The organism is Streptomyces sp. NPDC026206, from assembly GCF_040638465.1.
Classification (GTDB): Bacteria; Actinomycetota; Actinomycetes; order Streptomycetales; family Streptomycetaceae; genus Streptomyces.
Genome location: NZ_JBEZYL010000009.1, coordinates 75,858 through 89,259 on the forward strand (window position 1 = coordinate 75,858; position 13,402 = coordinate 89,259).

Consider the following 13,402-nt stretch of genomic DNA (forward strand, 5'->3'; position numbering starts at 1 on the left):
AGTCTGATGGGTCACTGGCTGACACGCAACGTCGTCGAGCCGGGCAAGCTGCCCCTGCTGCTGGCGCTGACCGCGTTCGTACTGACGTTCCTGGTGACCCGTGTCATCACGCGCCTGATCCGTGCGGGCAAGGGCCCGTTCGGCAACATCAAGCCCGGTGGGATGCACGTCCACCACGTGGTGCCCGGCGTGGTGCTGATGGTGGTCGGCGGCTTCGGGGCGGTGGCCGAGGGACGGCACGGCTTCGGGGCGGCGGTGGCGGCGGTGCTGTTCGGCATGGGCGCCGGGCTGGTGCTGGACGAGTTCGCGCTCGTCCTGCACCTGGACGACGTCTACTGGACCGAGCAGGGCCGCAAGAGCGTCGAGATGGTGGTGCTGACGGCGGCTCTGGTGGGCCTGGTCCTCTCCGGCTTCGCCCCGTTCGGGGTGAACGAGCTGACGCCGGACGAGCTGCAGAACCGCACCATCGTGGTGACCAACACCCTGGTCAACTTTCTGATCGCCCTCTTCGCCCTGGCCAAGGGCAAGCCGCGGATCGCCCTGATCGGTGCGGTGGTGCCGTTCGTGGCCATCGTGGGCGCGGTGCGGCTGGCCCGGCCGGGTTCACCGTGGGCGCGGCGCTTCTACCGGCACCGGCCGCGGGCCCGGCGCAGGGCCCGGGTGCGCGCCTACCGGCACGACGCGCGCTGGGAAGCGACGCGCAACAAGCTTCACGACCTGCTGGCGGGCGCCCCCGACCGCTGATCCCGCTCGCGGTGGGCGTCGCCGTGCGGCTTGCGCTGCCGGCGCAACTCGTCCAGGCCGCACATCACCAGCATGGCCGCGACGGCGGCGATGTGCTCCTTGCCCGCCAGGTTGGGCTTGATGAGGGCCTCGCCCACCATGGTGAGGGCCACCGCGGCGCAGGTGAACCAGGCGCGGAAGCGCCAGGAGACGTACACCGCCAGGCCGACGACCGCCGCCGACGGGCCGGTGTCGATGATCCTGGCGGCCTCCGGCGGAAGTCCGAGGACGGAGCCGGGCCCGATGGCGATGGCCAGCCGCGCGTACATCGTCCCCACGAGGGTGGCGACGTACGCGACGGCCAGGGTGCGCCACATGCCCAGGGCGGCCTCGGCGAGGCCGAAGACGATCAGGACCTGGGCGAGCGCCCCCCACACGGGCAGGTCCAGGGCGGGCACGAACAGCGACAGCGGGGTCCGCAGCAGCGCCAGCCACCAGGGCAGCTGGGCCTGGACCGAGCCGAGTCGCTGGACGGGCCCGAAGCCCCAGGACTGGTTCTGGACGATCTGGAAGACCGCGGTGAGGGCGACGGCCGAGAGCGTCATGGGGATGGCCCGCATCCGCTTGCGGGCGAACGTCCCCCACACGGCCGTATACAGCGGACCCCACTCGGTGCGCGCGGCGCGAAGCAGCGCCGCGCGGTTCATCGCCGGCTCTCCAAGTGCTTGCGGTTGAGCCACTTGGGCAGGCCGGGTGCCTCCAGGAAGCCCTCGGCCCGGGCGCTGGCGATACCGATCCGCAGCAGGTCACTGCTCTTCTCGAAGAGCATGAAACGAGGCTCCCAGATGGGGCGGTATTTCGCATTTGCTCGGTACAGCGATTCGATCTGCCACCAGCGGGAGAAGAAGCTCAGCAGCGAGCGCCACATCCGCAGCACCGGGCCCGCGCCCAGCCGCGAGCCGCGCTCGAAGACGGACCGGAACATGGCGAAGTTCAGCGACACCTGGGTGATGCCGAGGGATCTCGCCCGCTGGAGCAACTCGATGACCATGAACTCCATGAGGCCGTTCTCGGAGTCCCGGTCACGGCGCATCAGGTCCAGCGACAGGCCCTTGGGGCCCCACGGCACGAAGCTCAGCACGGCGCGCAGCTCGCCCTCGCCGTCCGTGCACTCCAGCATCACGCACCGCCCGTCGTCCGGGTCGCCCAGCCGGCCCAGCGCCATGGAGAAGCCGCGCTCGGTGGCACCGTCGCGCCAGTCGTCGGCGCGGCGCAGCAGCTCGGCCATCTCCTCCTCGGGGATGTCCTCGTGCCGCCGGACGGTGACGGTGTATCCGGCGCGCTTCACCCGGTTGTAGGCCTGGCGCACGGTCCGCATGGCGCGGCCGTCGAGGGTGAACTCGGCGGTGTCCACGATCGCCTCGTCACCGATCTCCAGGGCGTCCATGCCATGCCGGGCGTAGATCGTGCCGGCCTCCTCGCTCGCGCCCATCACGGCGGGAATCCAGCCGTGCTCGCGTGCCTCGGCCAGCCACGGCTCGATGGCGCCGGGCCACGCCTCGGGGTCGCCGATGGGGTCGCCGGAGGCGAGCGAGACGCCGCCGATGACGCGGTAGGTGACGGCGGACTTGCCGGAGGGCGACCAGATGACGCTCTTCTCGCGGCGCAGGGCGAAGTAGCCGAGCGAGTCGCGGTCGCCCCACCTGGCGAGCAGCTCGCGCAGCCGCGCCTCGTCCCCAGCGGTGATCGGGTCGGTGGCGCGGCGCGAGCGGAAGGCCGCGTACGCCACGACGATCAGCAGGACCGTGCTCATCACGTTGATGACGACGTCGACCCAGCCCGGCGGGGCGATGCCCGCGTAGCGGGTGTCGTCGGCGGCGATCGAGATCAGCCGCATCACGCCGTAGTGCCAACGGTCCAGGAAGGTGGAGCGCTGCTCGTCGGTGGCCTGGTTGGTGACCGTGACCAGCCCGGCGGCGATCAGCGAGGTCACCAGCAGGCCGCCGGCGGCGACGGCCGTGGCGAGCCTGGGGTTGGAGCGGTCGCCCTTGGCGTAGAACTCCCTGCGGCCCACGAGCAGCGCGAGCACGAAGAGCGCGGTGAGCACCAGGGAGAACCAGTTCAGGGCGTGCCGCCGGAACTCCGGGAAGAACATCACGAACGCCAGCAGCAGCAGGAGCAGCCCTGCCAGCACCAGGTTCAGGATCCACGCGGCCCGCTTGCGCCGGCGCAGCGTGACGGCCATGAACAGCGACACCACCGCCGGTGCGAAGCCGGCCGTCAGCAGATACGGGGTGAAGTACTCCTCGACGTTGTGCCGGCGGATGTCCGAGCCGAAGGACACCCAGACCGCGCCGAGCAGATTGATGAACGTAACGGCACGCAGGTACCACACCGCGAACGACGCCGCGCGCCGCTGCCAGGTGCCACCGCGAGCGCCCTCATCCGGAGTCAAGCGGACTTCTCCCATGAAAAGTAATCATATGGGGCCTCGTATACGGCGGATTCCGGGCGCCCACGACGGCTACGGGCCTGCCGGCCCTCGTCGTCAGGAGCGTTCGGGGAGCTCCGCCGCCAGGGCCGCGGCAGCCTGCACCAATGGCAGAGCGAGCAGTGACCCTGTCCCCTCGCCCACTGTGACGCCGTGTTCGAGCAGAGGGTTGAGTGCCATCCGGTCGAGCGCCTTCGCCTGCGCCGGGTCGCCGCTCGCCTGCCCGGCCAGCCACCAGTCGGGCGCCCGGAACGCCACCCGCTGCGCGACCAGCGCGCACGCGGCGGACACCACGCCGTCGAGGATCACCGGGGTGCGGCGCACCGCGCTCTGCAGCAGGAAACCGGTCATCGCGGCCAGGTCCGCGCCGCCGACCGCGGCCAGCAGCTCCAGCTGGTCGCCCAGCACCGGGCGGGCCCGGCGCAGCGCGTCGCGGATGGCCGCGCACTTGCGCATCCAGGCCAGGTCGTCGATCCCGAAGCCGCCCCGGCCGGTGACCACGGACGCGTCCGTGCCGCACAGCGCGCCGATCAGGGCGCCCGCCGCCGTGGTGCCGCCGACGCTCAGGTCACCGAGGACCACCAGGTCGGTGCCGGAGTCGGCCTCCTCGTCGGCGATCGCCATCCCGGCGCGGAAGGCCCGCTCCGCCTCCTCGGCGCTCAGCGCGTCCTCGATGTCGATGCGGCCCGAGCCGCGCCGGACCCGGTGCCGGGTGACGTCCTGGGGCAGCTCGCCCGGGTCGCAGTCCAGCGACATGTCGACCACACGCAGCTCCGCGCCGAAGCGCCGGGCCAGGATCGCCCCGGCGCTCTCCCCGTCGAGCGCGGCCCGCACCAGCTCCCGCGCCCCGCCCTTGGGGCCGCCGGACACCTCCAGGGCGGCGACCCCGTGGTCGCCCGCGAAGACCAGCGCCCTGGGCCGCTCCACCGGCTTGACCGGCACGACCCCCTGCGCGGCCGCGAGCCACTCGGCCAGCTCGTCCAGCCGGCCCAGCGCCCCGGGGCGCGGACCGAGCCGCTCACGCCGTTCCTCGGCGTCCCGCCGTACGCCGGAGTCGGGGCGCTCGATCAGCGAGGCGAAGTCATCAAGATTCAGACCGCTCATCCGCGACACACTACCCGCGGGGGGCCTGGCCATTCGGCTTGCGGCCGGTCCGGCGCCGCGGTGCGCAGGGGCTCCCGCCGTGGGGTGTCCTCAAGCGCCGGACGGGCTGAGTTGTGTCCTCAAGCGCCGGACGGGCCGAGGTGTGCCCGCAGGCGCCGGGCGGGCCGAGGCGTGTCCGTAACCGCCGGGCGGGCTGAGGTGTGCCCGTAGGCGCCGGGCAGGCCGCGCTTGGCTCAGGCGCCGGACGGACGGCGTTGTGCCTTCAGGCGCCGGGCGGGCAGCCGGTGTTCGCGGGTGCGGGCGGGGTGGGTCGTGTTCTCAAGCGCCGGCGGGCTGAGGCGTGTCCGCGGGCTTCGGGCGGGTAGCCGGTGTTCGCGGGTGCCGGACGGGCTGAGGTGTGCCCGTAGGCGCCGGGCGGGCTGAGGCGTGCCCGCAGCCTTCGGGCGGGCAGTCGGTGTTGGGCTGCGCCGTATCTTCCGCGCCGGGTGGGCTGCGTGGCGTCTCGGACGTCGGGTGGGCCGGTGCCGTGTCCTTACGGCACCGTGGGTTCGTTCGCGCGCCGGTGCTAGCCGCGTAGCGGCAGGGTCTGGCCGGCGACGACGAGCAGTACGTGCTCGCACTCGTCGCCGACGGCGGCGTTCAGGCGGCCCAGTTCGTCACGGAAGCGGCGGCCCGAGGACGTCGCCGGGACGATGCCCGAGCCGACCTCGTTGCTGACGACCACCACCGTGCGCGCCGTGGCCCGTATCGCGGCCACCAGCTCCGTCACCCGTCCGGCGAGGGCCGCCGCGCCGCCGTTGGCCCATGTGGCGTCGGACCACGCGTCGACGGAGTCCATCGCGTCGGTCAGCCACAGCGCCAGGCAGTCGATCAGCAGGGGCGGGCCCTCCCCGGCCAGCAGCGGCACCAGGTCGCACGTCTCGGCCGTGCGCCAGGAGCCCGGCCGGCGCTCGCGGTGCCGGCTCACCCGGTCCGCCCAGTCGGAGTCGCCCTCGCGCGTACCGCCCGTGGCGACGTAGAGCACCTCGGGGAAGGATTCCAGCCGCCGCTCGGCCTCCACGGACTTGCCCGAGCGGGCACCGCCCACCACCAGCGTCCGCCGGGGCACGTCCGGCACCTCGTGGTAGTCGCCGACGGTCAGCGTCGTGCCGTCCGCCACCGTGCGCGCGCCCGCCGCCGCGAGCCGGCGGCGCAGTTCGCGGCCGGGCGGGACGTCGTGGTCGAGGTGGACAGCGACGACATCCGTCGTCGGTGCCACCGCGCCGGACTCCCGCAGCCGGGCCAGCGCGTCGGGCCGGCCGAGCACGTCGAGCAGCACCATCTCGTACGGGCGGGGCGGCCCGGACAGCCCGGCCGGTGCCGCGCCCGGCGGCAGGTACAACAGCCGCTCGCCGTCCGGGGACGTCACCTCGTAGCCGGTGCCCGGCGCGTCCAGCGCGATCGCGCGCACCCTGTGCCCGCTGATCACCGACAGCTCGCGCCCGTCCGGCACCCGCACCGGCGTCGGCAGCCCGGCCGGGAACTCCACGGCGGGCCCGTCGTGCGGGTGGGAGAGCAGCACCTGGCGCACCCCCGCGATCGAGCGCCCCGCGCGGGCGGCGGCGAACGCCGGGCCCGGGGTGAGGTCGAGCAGGAGGGCGCCGTCGATGAGCAGGGCGGTCGCGGCCCGCGCCTCGCCGCCGACGGCGGTGGCGCAGGCGGCGCAGGGGCAGCCGGGGCGCGGCAGCCCCTGGGGGGCTCCGGTGCCGAGGAGAGTCAGTTCCACGCCCTGATCGTCTCGCGTCCCCGCACGGCAGGCGCGCGGGGCTCACCCTTTCTCGTACGTAACGGGCCGTTAGGCTGCCCCCGCACGGGCAGTACGCGCGGTACGGACCAGGACCCAGGAGCCCCAGGAGGCGGACATGGTGTGGACGTGGCGGTTCGAGAAGGCCGACGGGACGGAGACGGCTCCCGCGGTGGAGCCGGAGGAGTTCACCACGCAGGGCGACGCGGAGTCCTGGATCGGTGAGGAGTGGCGGGCCCTGCTGGACGGCGGAGTGGACCAGGTGCGGCTCTTCGAGGACGGCAAGGAGATCTACGCGGCGCCGATGAGCCTGCACGCCGCCGCGGAGGACTGACCGGCAGCCGGCCGGCACGAAATGCCGGGCGGGCCGTCATGACGGCCCGCCCGGCATTTCTCGTCGCTGTTCGCGCCGTCAGCCGCCGCGTACCCCGCACAGGTGCAGCAGCGCCGCCACCGCGCGGTAGGGGTCGGTGCGCCCCGCCCGGTCCTCGGCGGCCAGCAGCCGCCGCAGTTCGTCCCCGGCGGGAGGCTGCTGCTCGTCGTCCGCCAGGTCGGTGAAGACCCGCACGCCGTACCAGGTGTGCAGCGGCGCCCCGATGCCGGCGAGGGTCGCCGTCAGCGTCTCCAGCCGGTCCGCGCGCACCCGCAGGCCGATGCGGTTGGTGTACGCGGGGGAGTCGAAGGCCTCCAGGGCGGTGTTCCAGTCGCCGGACAGCCCCGGCCGCATGGCCAGCGCGTCGGCGTTGCGTACGAGCAGGGACAGCACCCCGCCGGGCGCCAGCACCCGGGCCAGGCCCGCGAGCATGGGGTCGGGCTCGGGCACGTACATCAGCACGCCGTGACAGAGCACGATGTCGAAGGTGCCCGGCAGGAAGTGCGCGCCGGTGTCCCGGCCGTCGCCCTCGACGATGCGCATCCGCTCCTGGATGCCCTCGGGCTCGGCCGCCAGCGCCTCGCGGATGGCCGAGACCATCCGGGGATCGGACTCCAGGCCGGTGACCTCGTGACCGGCCCGGGCCAGGCGCAGCGCCTGGGTGCCCTGGCCGGGCCCGACGTCGAGCACGCGCAGCCGCCGCCCGACGGGGAACCGGGCGGATATCTGCTCGTCCACCTGCCGGGCGACCAGCTCCTGACGGACGATGTTCCGCAGGCCCCCGAGCCCGCTCAGCCATCCCTCCGCGCCGCCGCCGAAGCCCGACGCGAAGGCGCTGCCCGAGGCGAAGCCGCTCAGGGCTTCTCCCCGCGCTTGACCTTCGGCTTGGGCAGGCGCAGCCGGCGCATCTGCAGCGTGCGCATCAGGGCGTAGGGCACGGCGCCACGCGTGGGCTGGTCCGGGAAGCGCTGCTTGAGAGCACTCTTGAGGGTGACGCCTGTGATGACGGAGTTGACGACGATCAGGATGATCACGACAAGCCACGCCAGCAGGACGTACGACTGGAACCTGCCGCGGTTGACCATGCTCAGGACGAGGATCAGCACGGCCAGCGGCAGGAAGAACTCCGCCACGGAGTACCGCGCGTCCACGAAGTCGCGGGCGAAGGAACGCACCGGACCCTTGTCACGGGCGGGCAGGTAACGCTCGTCGCCGTTGGCCAGCGCCTCGCGCTGCCTGGCCATGTCGACGCGGCGCGCCTCGCGCTGGCGCTTGGCGGCGTCCTTGCGGTTGGCGGGCGTCTTGGCCAGGGAGCGGCGCTGGGTAGCGGCCTCACTGCGCTTTGGGGTGGGGCGGCCCTTGGGGGCCTGCGGGTCACGGGGCTGCTTGGGCTGGTCCGCGGTCACCTCGGTGGGTGCGGCCTGCGCTTTCGAACGGCTTCGGAACACGAAACCCAAGGGTACGGGGTCGCGGCGTCCTGCCCCAGCCCTCCCGGGAACGATCCGGCAACGGCCCGCGCCTCCGGGCGGAGCGGCGGCGTCCCCCCACCCTCCCTGGAGGCGCATCTACTCCTTGCGCCGGAGAGGGTGACCTTGTGATCGTCCTGGAGGAGGAGCGCATCCGGGGCCGAACAGTGCGGTAATGGAAGCAGGGCCCGTACTGTGGGTTCTGATAGTTGTGCTGAGAGCCTAAGCCCGATCTTGTCGGTCAGAAGGGGGCGCGCGAGGCCCATGAGCGGTGTCATGAAGCGGATGGGGATGATCTTCCGCGCGAAGGCCAACAAGGCCCTGGACCGGGCCGAGGATCCGCGCGAGACCCTCGATTACTCGTACCAGAAGCAGCTGGAGCTGCTGCAGAAGGTGCGGCGCGGCGTCGCCGACGTGGCGACGTCCCGCAAGCGTCTGGAGCTCCAGCTCAACCAGCTGCAGACCCAGTCGACCAAGCTGGAGGAGCAGGGCCGCAAGGCGCTCGCGCTCGGCCGGGAGGACCTGGCACGCGAGGCGCTGACCCGCCGTGCCGCACTCCAGCAGCAGGTCAGCGATCTGGAGACGCAGCACCAGACCCTCCAGGGCGAGGAGGAGAAGCTCACGCTCGCCTCCCAGCGCCTGCAGGCCAAGGTGGACGCCTTCCGTACGAAGAAGGAGACCATCAAGGCGACCTACACCGCCGCCCAGGCCCAGACCCGCATCGGCGAGGCCTTCTCCGGCATCTCCGAGGAGATGGGCGACGTCGGCATGGCCATCCAGCGCGCGGAGGACAAGACCGCGCAGCTGCAGGCCCGCGCCGGCGCCATCGACGAGCTGCTCGCCTCGGGCGCGCTCGACGACCCGACCGGCACGGCCAAGGACGACATCACCGCCGAGCTGGACCGCCTCTCCAGCGGTTCGGACGTGGAGCTGGAGCTCCAGCGGATGAAGGCCGAGCTGTCGGGCGGCACCAGCGGCCAGCAGCAGGCCATCGAGGGCGGACCCGCCGGGCAGGCCAGGCCGGAGCGGTCCCAGGAGCAGCCGCGTTTCGACAAGAGCTGACGCGCCGGCCGGTTCACGGCACCACAGCTGCCCGACCACCAGAGCCGGCAGGCGCCCGACGGCACCGGCTCGCCCTGAGACGAGGGAGACCGTCATGATCGTACGGATCATGGGGGAGGGCCAGGTGAAGGTGGCCGACAGCCACTTCACCGAGCTCAACAAGCTGGACGACGAGCTGCTCGCCGAGATGGAGAGCGGCGACGAGGAGGGCTTCCGCCGCACCCTGGACGCCCTCCTCGACGCCGTGCGCCGCCTCGGCGAGCCGCTGCCCGACGACGCGCTGGAACCCTCCGAGCTGATCCTGCCCGCGCCCGGCGCCTCCCTGGCGGACGTGCGCGAGATGCTCAGCGACGACGGCCTCATCCCGGGCTGACCGCAGCCGCCTTCAGGCACCGGGCACTCTCAGCACCCGCCGCGCCCCCGTCCCTCCCGGGACGGGGGCGTCGCGGCTTCCCACCACCGGCCCGCCCTCCGATGGGACCGCGATGACCTCCCTCGCCGCCACGGGCCTCGCCCGCCCGCACCGCTGGCTGCACACCCACCCGCTCGCCGCCGACACCCTGGTGGCCCTCTTCGTCCTCGGCCTCATCCTCACCAGCGTCTACCTGGGCCGCACCGGGCAGCAGCCGCCGGGGCCCGCCTTCCTCCTGCTGGCGGTGGCCGCGTGCGCCTGCCTCGTGGCCCGGCGCAGCCGGCCGCTCACGGTCCTCGGCGTGACCTGCGCCCTGACGGTCGCCGGCACCGCCGTCGCAGACGGCGGCGGCCCGGCACGTACCCAGATCGCCACGAGCGTCGCCGTGGCCCTCTACACCGTCGCCACCCGCACCGAGCGGCCCGCCGCCTGGCGCATCGTCGCCGTGACCGTCGGCGCCCTCACCGCCGCCGTCATGCTCCTGGGCCCGCCGCCCTGGTACGCCCAGGAGAACGTGGGCCTGTTCGCCTGGATCGGCATGGCCGGCGCCGCCGGGGACGCCGTCCGCAGCCGCCGCGCCTTCGTCGCCGCGATCGAGGAACGGGCCGTGCGCGCGGAACGCTCCCGGGAGGAGGAGGCCCGGCGCCGCGTCGCCGAGGAACGCCTGCGCATCGCCCGCGAGCTGCACGACGTCGTCGCCCACCACATCGCGCTCGTCAACGTCCAGGCGGGCGTGGCCGCGCACATCATGGACAGCCGTCCCGACCAGGCCAAACAGGCCCTCGCCCACGTCCGCCAGGCCAGCCGCTCGGCCCTGGAGGAACTGCGCGCCACCGTGGGCCTGCTGCGCCAGTACGGCGATCCCGCGGCCCCCACCGAGCCGGCGCCCGGCCTCGGCGTGCTCGACCAGCTCATCGACGGCTTCGCCCGGGTGGGGCTGAGCGTCGATGTCACCGCCGCCTGTGCCCTGCCCGGCGGGCCCGGCACCGGCACGGGCGCCGCGGCGGCCGCCGCTGTCATCGGACCGCTGCCGGGGGCCGTCGACCTGACCGCCTACCGCGTGCTCCAGGAGGCCCTGACCAACGTCCACAAGCACGCCGGCACCGGCGCCCGCGCCGAGGTCTCCCTGGTGCGCGGCCGCGACAGCCTGGACCTGACCGTCGTCGACAACGGCGGCGACCGGCCCGCCGGAGCCGGGGCTCCCGTCGGCGGGCACGGGCTGATCGGCATGCGCGAGCGCGCCGTCGCCCTCGGCGGCACGTGCGAGGCGGGCCCGCGCGAGCGGGGGGCGCCCGGCTTCCGGGTGCGCGCGGTGCTGCCGCTGCAGGCCCGTACGGGCGGTGAGGGGGCCGCGGCGACCGAGCCTAGGCTTGGCGCATGACCGATCCGATCACCGTTCTGCTGGCCGACGACCAGGCACTGCTGCGCAGCGCGTTCAAGGTGCTGGTCGACTCGGAGCCGGACATGCGGGTGGTGGCGGAGGCGGCCGACGGCGCGCAGGCGATCGAACTGGCCCGCTTACACATCCCCGCCGTGGTGCTGATGGACATCCGGATGCCGGGCACGGACGGCCTCGCCGCGACCCGCGCGATCTGCTCCGACCCCGCGCTGGCGGCGGTGCGGGTGGTGATGCTGACGACGTTCGAGGTCGACGAGTACGTCGTGCAGTCGCTGCGCGCGGGCGCCTCCGGCTTCCTCGGCAAGGGCGCGGAGCCCGACGAGCTGCTGGCCGCGATCCGCATCGCGGCGGCGGGGGAGGCGCTGCTCTCGCCTGCCGCGACGAAGGGCCTGATAGCGAAGTTCCTGGCCGCCCAGCCGACGGCGGCGCCGGTTCCGGCGCGGGAGGCGATGCGGCTGGAAGCGCTCACGGGGCGGGAGCGGCAGGTTCTGGTACAGGTGGCCGGGGGCCTGTCCAACGACGAGATCGGCGAGCGGCTCTCGGTCAGCCCGCTGACGGTCAAGACCCACGTCAACCGTGCGATGGCGAAGCTGGGCGCCCGTGACCGGGCGCAGCTGGTCGTGATCGCCTACGAGTCGGGTCTGGTGCGGCCGAGAACGGATCAGTTCCCCTGACCCGCCCCTTCCCGCTGAGGTGCCCCCGGACGGGCTGGAAAATCCAGCCCGTCCGGCGATCGAGGGCAGAGGGACCCTACGGAAGCGCCAGCATCCGCTCCAGCGCGAGCTTGGAGAAGCTCGCGACCTCGGGGTCGACCTCGATGCGGTTGACGACCTTGCCCTCGGCCAGCGACTCCAGTGCCCACACCAGGTGCGGCAGGTCGATGCGGTTCATGGTCGAGCAGAAGCACACCGTCTTGTCGAGGAAGACGATCTCCTTGCCCTCACCGGCGAAACGGTTCGCCAGGCGGCGTACCAGGTTCAGCTCGGTGCCGATGGCCCACTTCGACCCGGCCGGGGCGGCCTCCAGGGCCTTGATGATGTACTCCGTCGAGCCCACGTAGTCGGCGGCGGCCACGACCTCGTGCCGGCACTCGGGGTGCACCAGGACGTTGACGCCCGGGATGCGCTCGCGCACGTCGTTGACCGAGTCGAGGGAGAAGCGGCCGTGCACCGAGCAGTGGCCGCGCCAGAGGATCATCTTGGCGGCGCGCAGCTGCTCGGCGGTCAGCCCGCCGTTCGGCTTGTGCGGGTTGTACAGGACGCAGTCGTCCAGGGACATCCCCATGTCGCGGACGGCGGTGTTGCGGCCCAGGTGCTGGTCGGGGAGGAAGAGCACCTTGCTCGTCCGGGGGTCTCCCTGCTCGAAGGCCCAGTCCAGCGCCCGCTTCGCGTTGGAGGAGGTGCAGATCGTGCCGCCGTGCTTGCCGGTGAAGGCCTTGATGTCGGCGGAGGAGTTCATGTAGGAGACCGGCACGGTCACCTCGGCTACGCCGGCCTCGGTCAGCACGTCCCAGCACTCGGCGACCTGCTCGGCGGTGGCCATGTCGGCCATCGAGCAGCCCGCGGCCAGGTCCGGCAGGACGACCTGCTGGTCGGCCGTGGTCAGGATGTCCGCGGACTCGGCCATGAAGTGCACACCGCAGAAGACGATGTACTCGGCGTCCGGCCGGGCGGCGGCGTCGCGCGCGAGCTTGAAGGAGTCACCGGTGACGTCCGCGAATTCGATGACCTCGTCGCGCTGGTAGTGGTGGCCGAGCACGAAGACCTTGTCCCCGAGCTTCGCCTTGGCCGCGCGGGCGCGCTCCACCAGGTCCGGGTCGGACGGCGCCGGCAGGTCGCCGGGGCACTCCACGCCGCGCTCGCTCCGGGGGTCGGACTCACGGCCGAGCAGCAGGAGGGCGAGGGGGCTGGGCTGGACATCCAAGGGCTGGGCGGTGGTCACGACACGCACCCTTTCTGTTTCTGCGGACGGCCGGTACGGGCCTTGTCGTCAATTTGACGCTATCTATCATAACCGGTTCACGTCACTTTGACGATGCCCATCGCGTCGATGTGACACATTCCCGCACGGGTGAGCGGTGTGCGAGCATGAAAGACGGAAGAAGACATAGGCCAGGCCCGGAATGAATCCGGGACGCCGTGGGTTGCTGCCGAAGGCAAGCAGTCCGCACCAGACCCGGGAGTGAAGCAGATGTCCGTTCAGGACGAGAAGACCACGGTGAGCGACGGCATCCTCCTGTCCGACACCGCGGCCGCCAAGGTCAAGGCCCTGCTGGAGCAGGAGGGCCGCGACGACCTCGCCCTCCGCGTCGCCGTCCAGCCCGGCGGCTGCTCCGGCCTGCGCTACCAGCTCTTCTTCGACGAGCGCTCGCTCGACGGCGACGTCGTCAAGGACTTCGACGGTGTCAAGGTCGTCACCGACCGCATGAGCGCCCCGTACCTGGGCGGCGCCTCCATCGACTTCGTCGACACCATCGAGAAGCAGGGCTTCACGATCGACAACCCCAACGCCACCGGCTCCTGCGCCTGCGGCGACTCGTTCAGCTAAAGCCGTACGCCGCCGTACGCCTCGCGTACGCGCCCGCGAAAA

At 72.8% G+C, this 13,402-nt stretch carries 14 protein-coding genes; 7 read left to right on the forward strand and 7 right to left on the reverse strand.

Features of this window, described 5'->3' with window-relative positions; genetic code table 11:
* The first annotated feature begins 6 nt into the window (after positions 1-6).
* A complete protein-coding gene (locus AB0F13_RS15515; RefSeq protein WP_362081149.1) occupies positions 7-744 on the forward strand; it encodes a hypothetical protein in 738 nt (245 codons plus the stop codon).
* Here AB0F13_RS15515 and AB0F13_RS15520 read toward each other — a convergent pair.
* The 4 genes from AB0F13_RS15520 to AB0F13_RS15535 all read right to left on the reverse strand — a co-directional run bounded on the left by AB0F13_RS15520 (position 711) and on the right by AB0F13_RS15535 (position 6,083).
* A complete protein-coding gene (locus AB0F13_RS15520) occupies positions 711-1,430 on the reverse strand; it encodes a hypothetical protein (RefSeq protein ID WP_362081151.1) in 720 nt (239 codons plus the stop codon). The two genes, AB0F13_RS15515 and AB0F13_RS15520, sit on opposite strands and share 34 nt — an antisense overlap.
* Entirely contained in the window at positions 1,427-3,193 is a 1,767-nt protein-coding gene (locus AB0F13_RS15525) for a phosphatidylglycerol lysyltransferase domain-containing protein (protein WP_362081154.1), read from the reverse strand. Before AB0F13_RS15525 ends, AB0F13_RS15520 begins: the two co-directional genes overlap by 4 nt.
* A 78-nt stretch (positions 3,194-3,271) precedes the next feature.
* The gene (cobT, locus tag AB0F13_RS15530; RefSeq protein ID WP_362081157.1) at positions 3,272-4,318 is read right to left on the reverse strand and encodes a nicotinate-nucleotide--dimethylbenzimidazole phosphoribosyltransferase; all 1,047 of its coding nucleotides are present in this window, start codon (positions 4,316-4,318) and stop codon (positions 3,272-3,274) included.
* A gap of 565 nt (positions 4,319-4,883) precedes the next feature.
* Positions 4,884-6,083 carry a bifunctional adenosylcobinamide kinase/adenosylcobinamide-phosphate guanylyltransferase gene (locus tag AB0F13_RS15535; RefSeq protein WP_362081160.1) on the reverse strand — a complete coding sequence of 400 codons (1,200 nt, stop codon included), beginning with the start codon at positions 6,081-6,083 and terminating at the stop codon, positions 4,884-4,886.
* Positions 6,084-6,219: 136 nt separating this feature from the next.
* On the opposite strand from AB0F13_RS15535, the gene AB0F13_RS15540 reads away from it, so the two are divergent.
* Positions 6,220-6,435 (forward strand): hypothetical protein, encoded by a 216-nt coding sequence (locus AB0F13_RS15540; RefSeq protein ID WP_362081163.1) that lies wholly within the window; start codon positions 6,220-6,222, stop codon positions 6,433-6,435.
* Between the two features lie 78 nt (positions 6,436-6,513).
* Here AB0F13_RS15540 and AB0F13_RS15545 read toward each other — a convergent pair whose 3' ends face one another.
* Together AB0F13_RS15545 and AB0F13_RS15550 are read right to left on the reverse strand one after the other, a co-directional pair.
* Entirely contained in the window at positions 6,514-7,242 is a 729-nt protein-coding gene (locus tag AB0F13_RS15545) for a methyltransferase domain-containing protein (RefSeq protein WP_362081594.1), read from the reverse strand.
* 86 nt (positions 7,243-7,328) lie between these two features.
* Positions 7,329-7,922 carry a DUF3043 domain-containing protein gene (locus tag AB0F13_RS15550; RefSeq protein WP_362081166.1) on the reverse strand — a complete coding sequence of 198 codons (594 nt, stop codon included), beginning with the start codon at positions 7,920-7,922 and terminating at the stop codon, positions 7,329-7,331.
* A 294-nt stretch (positions 7,923-8,216) separates the two neighbouring features.
* Between AB0F13_RS15550 and AB0F13_RS15555 the strand changes: the two genes are divergently transcribed.
* The 4 genes from AB0F13_RS15555 to AB0F13_RS15570 all read left to right on the forward strand — a co-directional run bounded on the left by AB0F13_RS15555 (position 8,217) and on the right by AB0F13_RS15570 (position 11,487).
* Positions 8,217-9,002 carry a PspA/IM30 family protein gene (locus tag AB0F13_RS15555; protein ID WP_362081597.1) on the forward strand — a complete coding sequence of 262 codons (786 nt, stop codon included), beginning with the start codon at positions 8,217-8,219 and terminating at the stop codon, positions 9,000-9,002.
* Positions 9,003-9,096: 94 nt separating this feature from the next.
* A complete protein-coding gene (locus AB0F13_RS15560; protein WP_362081169.1) occupies positions 9,097-9,375 on the forward strand; it encodes a hypothetical protein in 279 nt (92 codons plus the stop codon).
* Positions 9,376-9,487: 112 nt separating this feature from the next.
* Positions 9,488-10,795 carry a histidine kinase gene (locus AB0F13_RS15565; RefSeq protein ID WP_362081172.1) on the forward strand — a complete coding sequence of 436 codons (1,308 nt, stop codon included), beginning with the start codon at positions 9,488-9,490 and terminating at the stop codon, positions 10,793-10,795.
* Positions 10,792-11,487, forward strand: a complete 696-nt coding sequence (locus AB0F13_RS15570) for a response regulator transcription factor (RefSeq protein ID WP_362081175.1) — start codon at positions 10,792-10,794, stop codon at positions 11,485-11,487. Before AB0F13_RS15565 ends, AB0F13_RS15570 begins: the two co-directional genes overlap by 4 nt.
* Before the next feature lie 76 nt (positions 11,488-11,563).
* Here AB0F13_RS15570 and nadA read toward each other — a convergent pair whose 3' ends face one another.
* Positions 11,564-12,754 (reverse strand): quinolinate synthase NadA, encoded by a 1,191-nt coding sequence (gene nadA / locus AB0F13_RS15575; protein WP_362081178.1) that lies wholly within the window; start codon positions 12,752-12,754, stop codon positions 11,564-11,566.
* 249 nt (positions 12,755-13,003) lie between these two features.
* Between nadA and AB0F13_RS15580 the strand changes: the two genes are divergently transcribed.
* Entirely contained in the window at positions 13,004-13,360 is a 357-nt protein-coding gene (locus AB0F13_RS15580) for an iron-sulfur cluster assembly accessory protein (protein WP_362081181.1), read from the forward strand.
* Positions 13,361-13,402 lie beyond the last annotated feature (42 nt).

What these genes read in the sequence shown, in the direction of transcription:
- AB0F13_RS15555 (WP_362081597.1), top strand. Translation starts at nt 8,217, where the DNA reads ATGAAGCGGATGGGGATGATCTTCCGCGCGAAGGCCAACAAGGCCCTG.
- AB0F13_RS15525 (WP_362081154.1), bottom strand. Translation starts at nt 3,193, where the DNA reads ATGGGAGAAGTCCGCTTGACTCCGGATGAGGGCGCTCGCGGTGGCACC.
- AB0F13_RS15560 (WP_362081169.1), top strand. Translation starts at nt 9,097, where the DNA reads ATGATCGTACGGATCATGGGGGAGGGCCAGGTGAAGGTGGCCGACAGC.
- AB0F13_RS15570 (WP_362081175.1), top strand. Translation starts at nt 10,792, where the DNA reads ATGACCGATCCGATCACCGTTCTGCTGGCCGACGACCAGGCACTGCTG.
- cobT (WP_362081157.1), bottom strand. Translation starts at nt 4,318, where the DNA reads ATGAGCGGTCTGAATCTTGATGACTTCGCCTCGCTGATCGAGCGCCCC.
- AB0F13_RS15565 (WP_362081172.1), top strand. Translation starts at nt 9,488, where the DNA reads ATGACCTCCCTCGCCGCCACGGGCCTCGCCCGCCCGCACCGCTGGCTG.
- AB0F13_RS15520 (WP_362081151.1), bottom strand. Translation starts at nt 1,430, where the DNA reads ATGAACCGCGCGGCGCTGCTTCGCGCCGCGCGCACCGAGTGGGGTCCG.
- AB0F13_RS15580 (WP_362081181.1), top strand. Translation starts at nt 13,004, where the DNA reads ATGTCCGTTCAGGACGAGAAGACCACGGTGAGCGACGGCATCCTCCTG.
- AB0F13_RS15540 (WP_362081163.1), top strand. Translation starts at nt 6,220, where the DNA reads ATGGTGTGGACGTGGCGGTTCGAGAAGGCCGACGGGACGGAGACGGCT.
- AB0F13_RS15515 (WP_362081149.1), top strand. Translation starts at nt 7, where the DNA reads ATGGGTCACTGGCTGACACGCAACGTCGTCGAGCCGGGCAAGCTGCCC.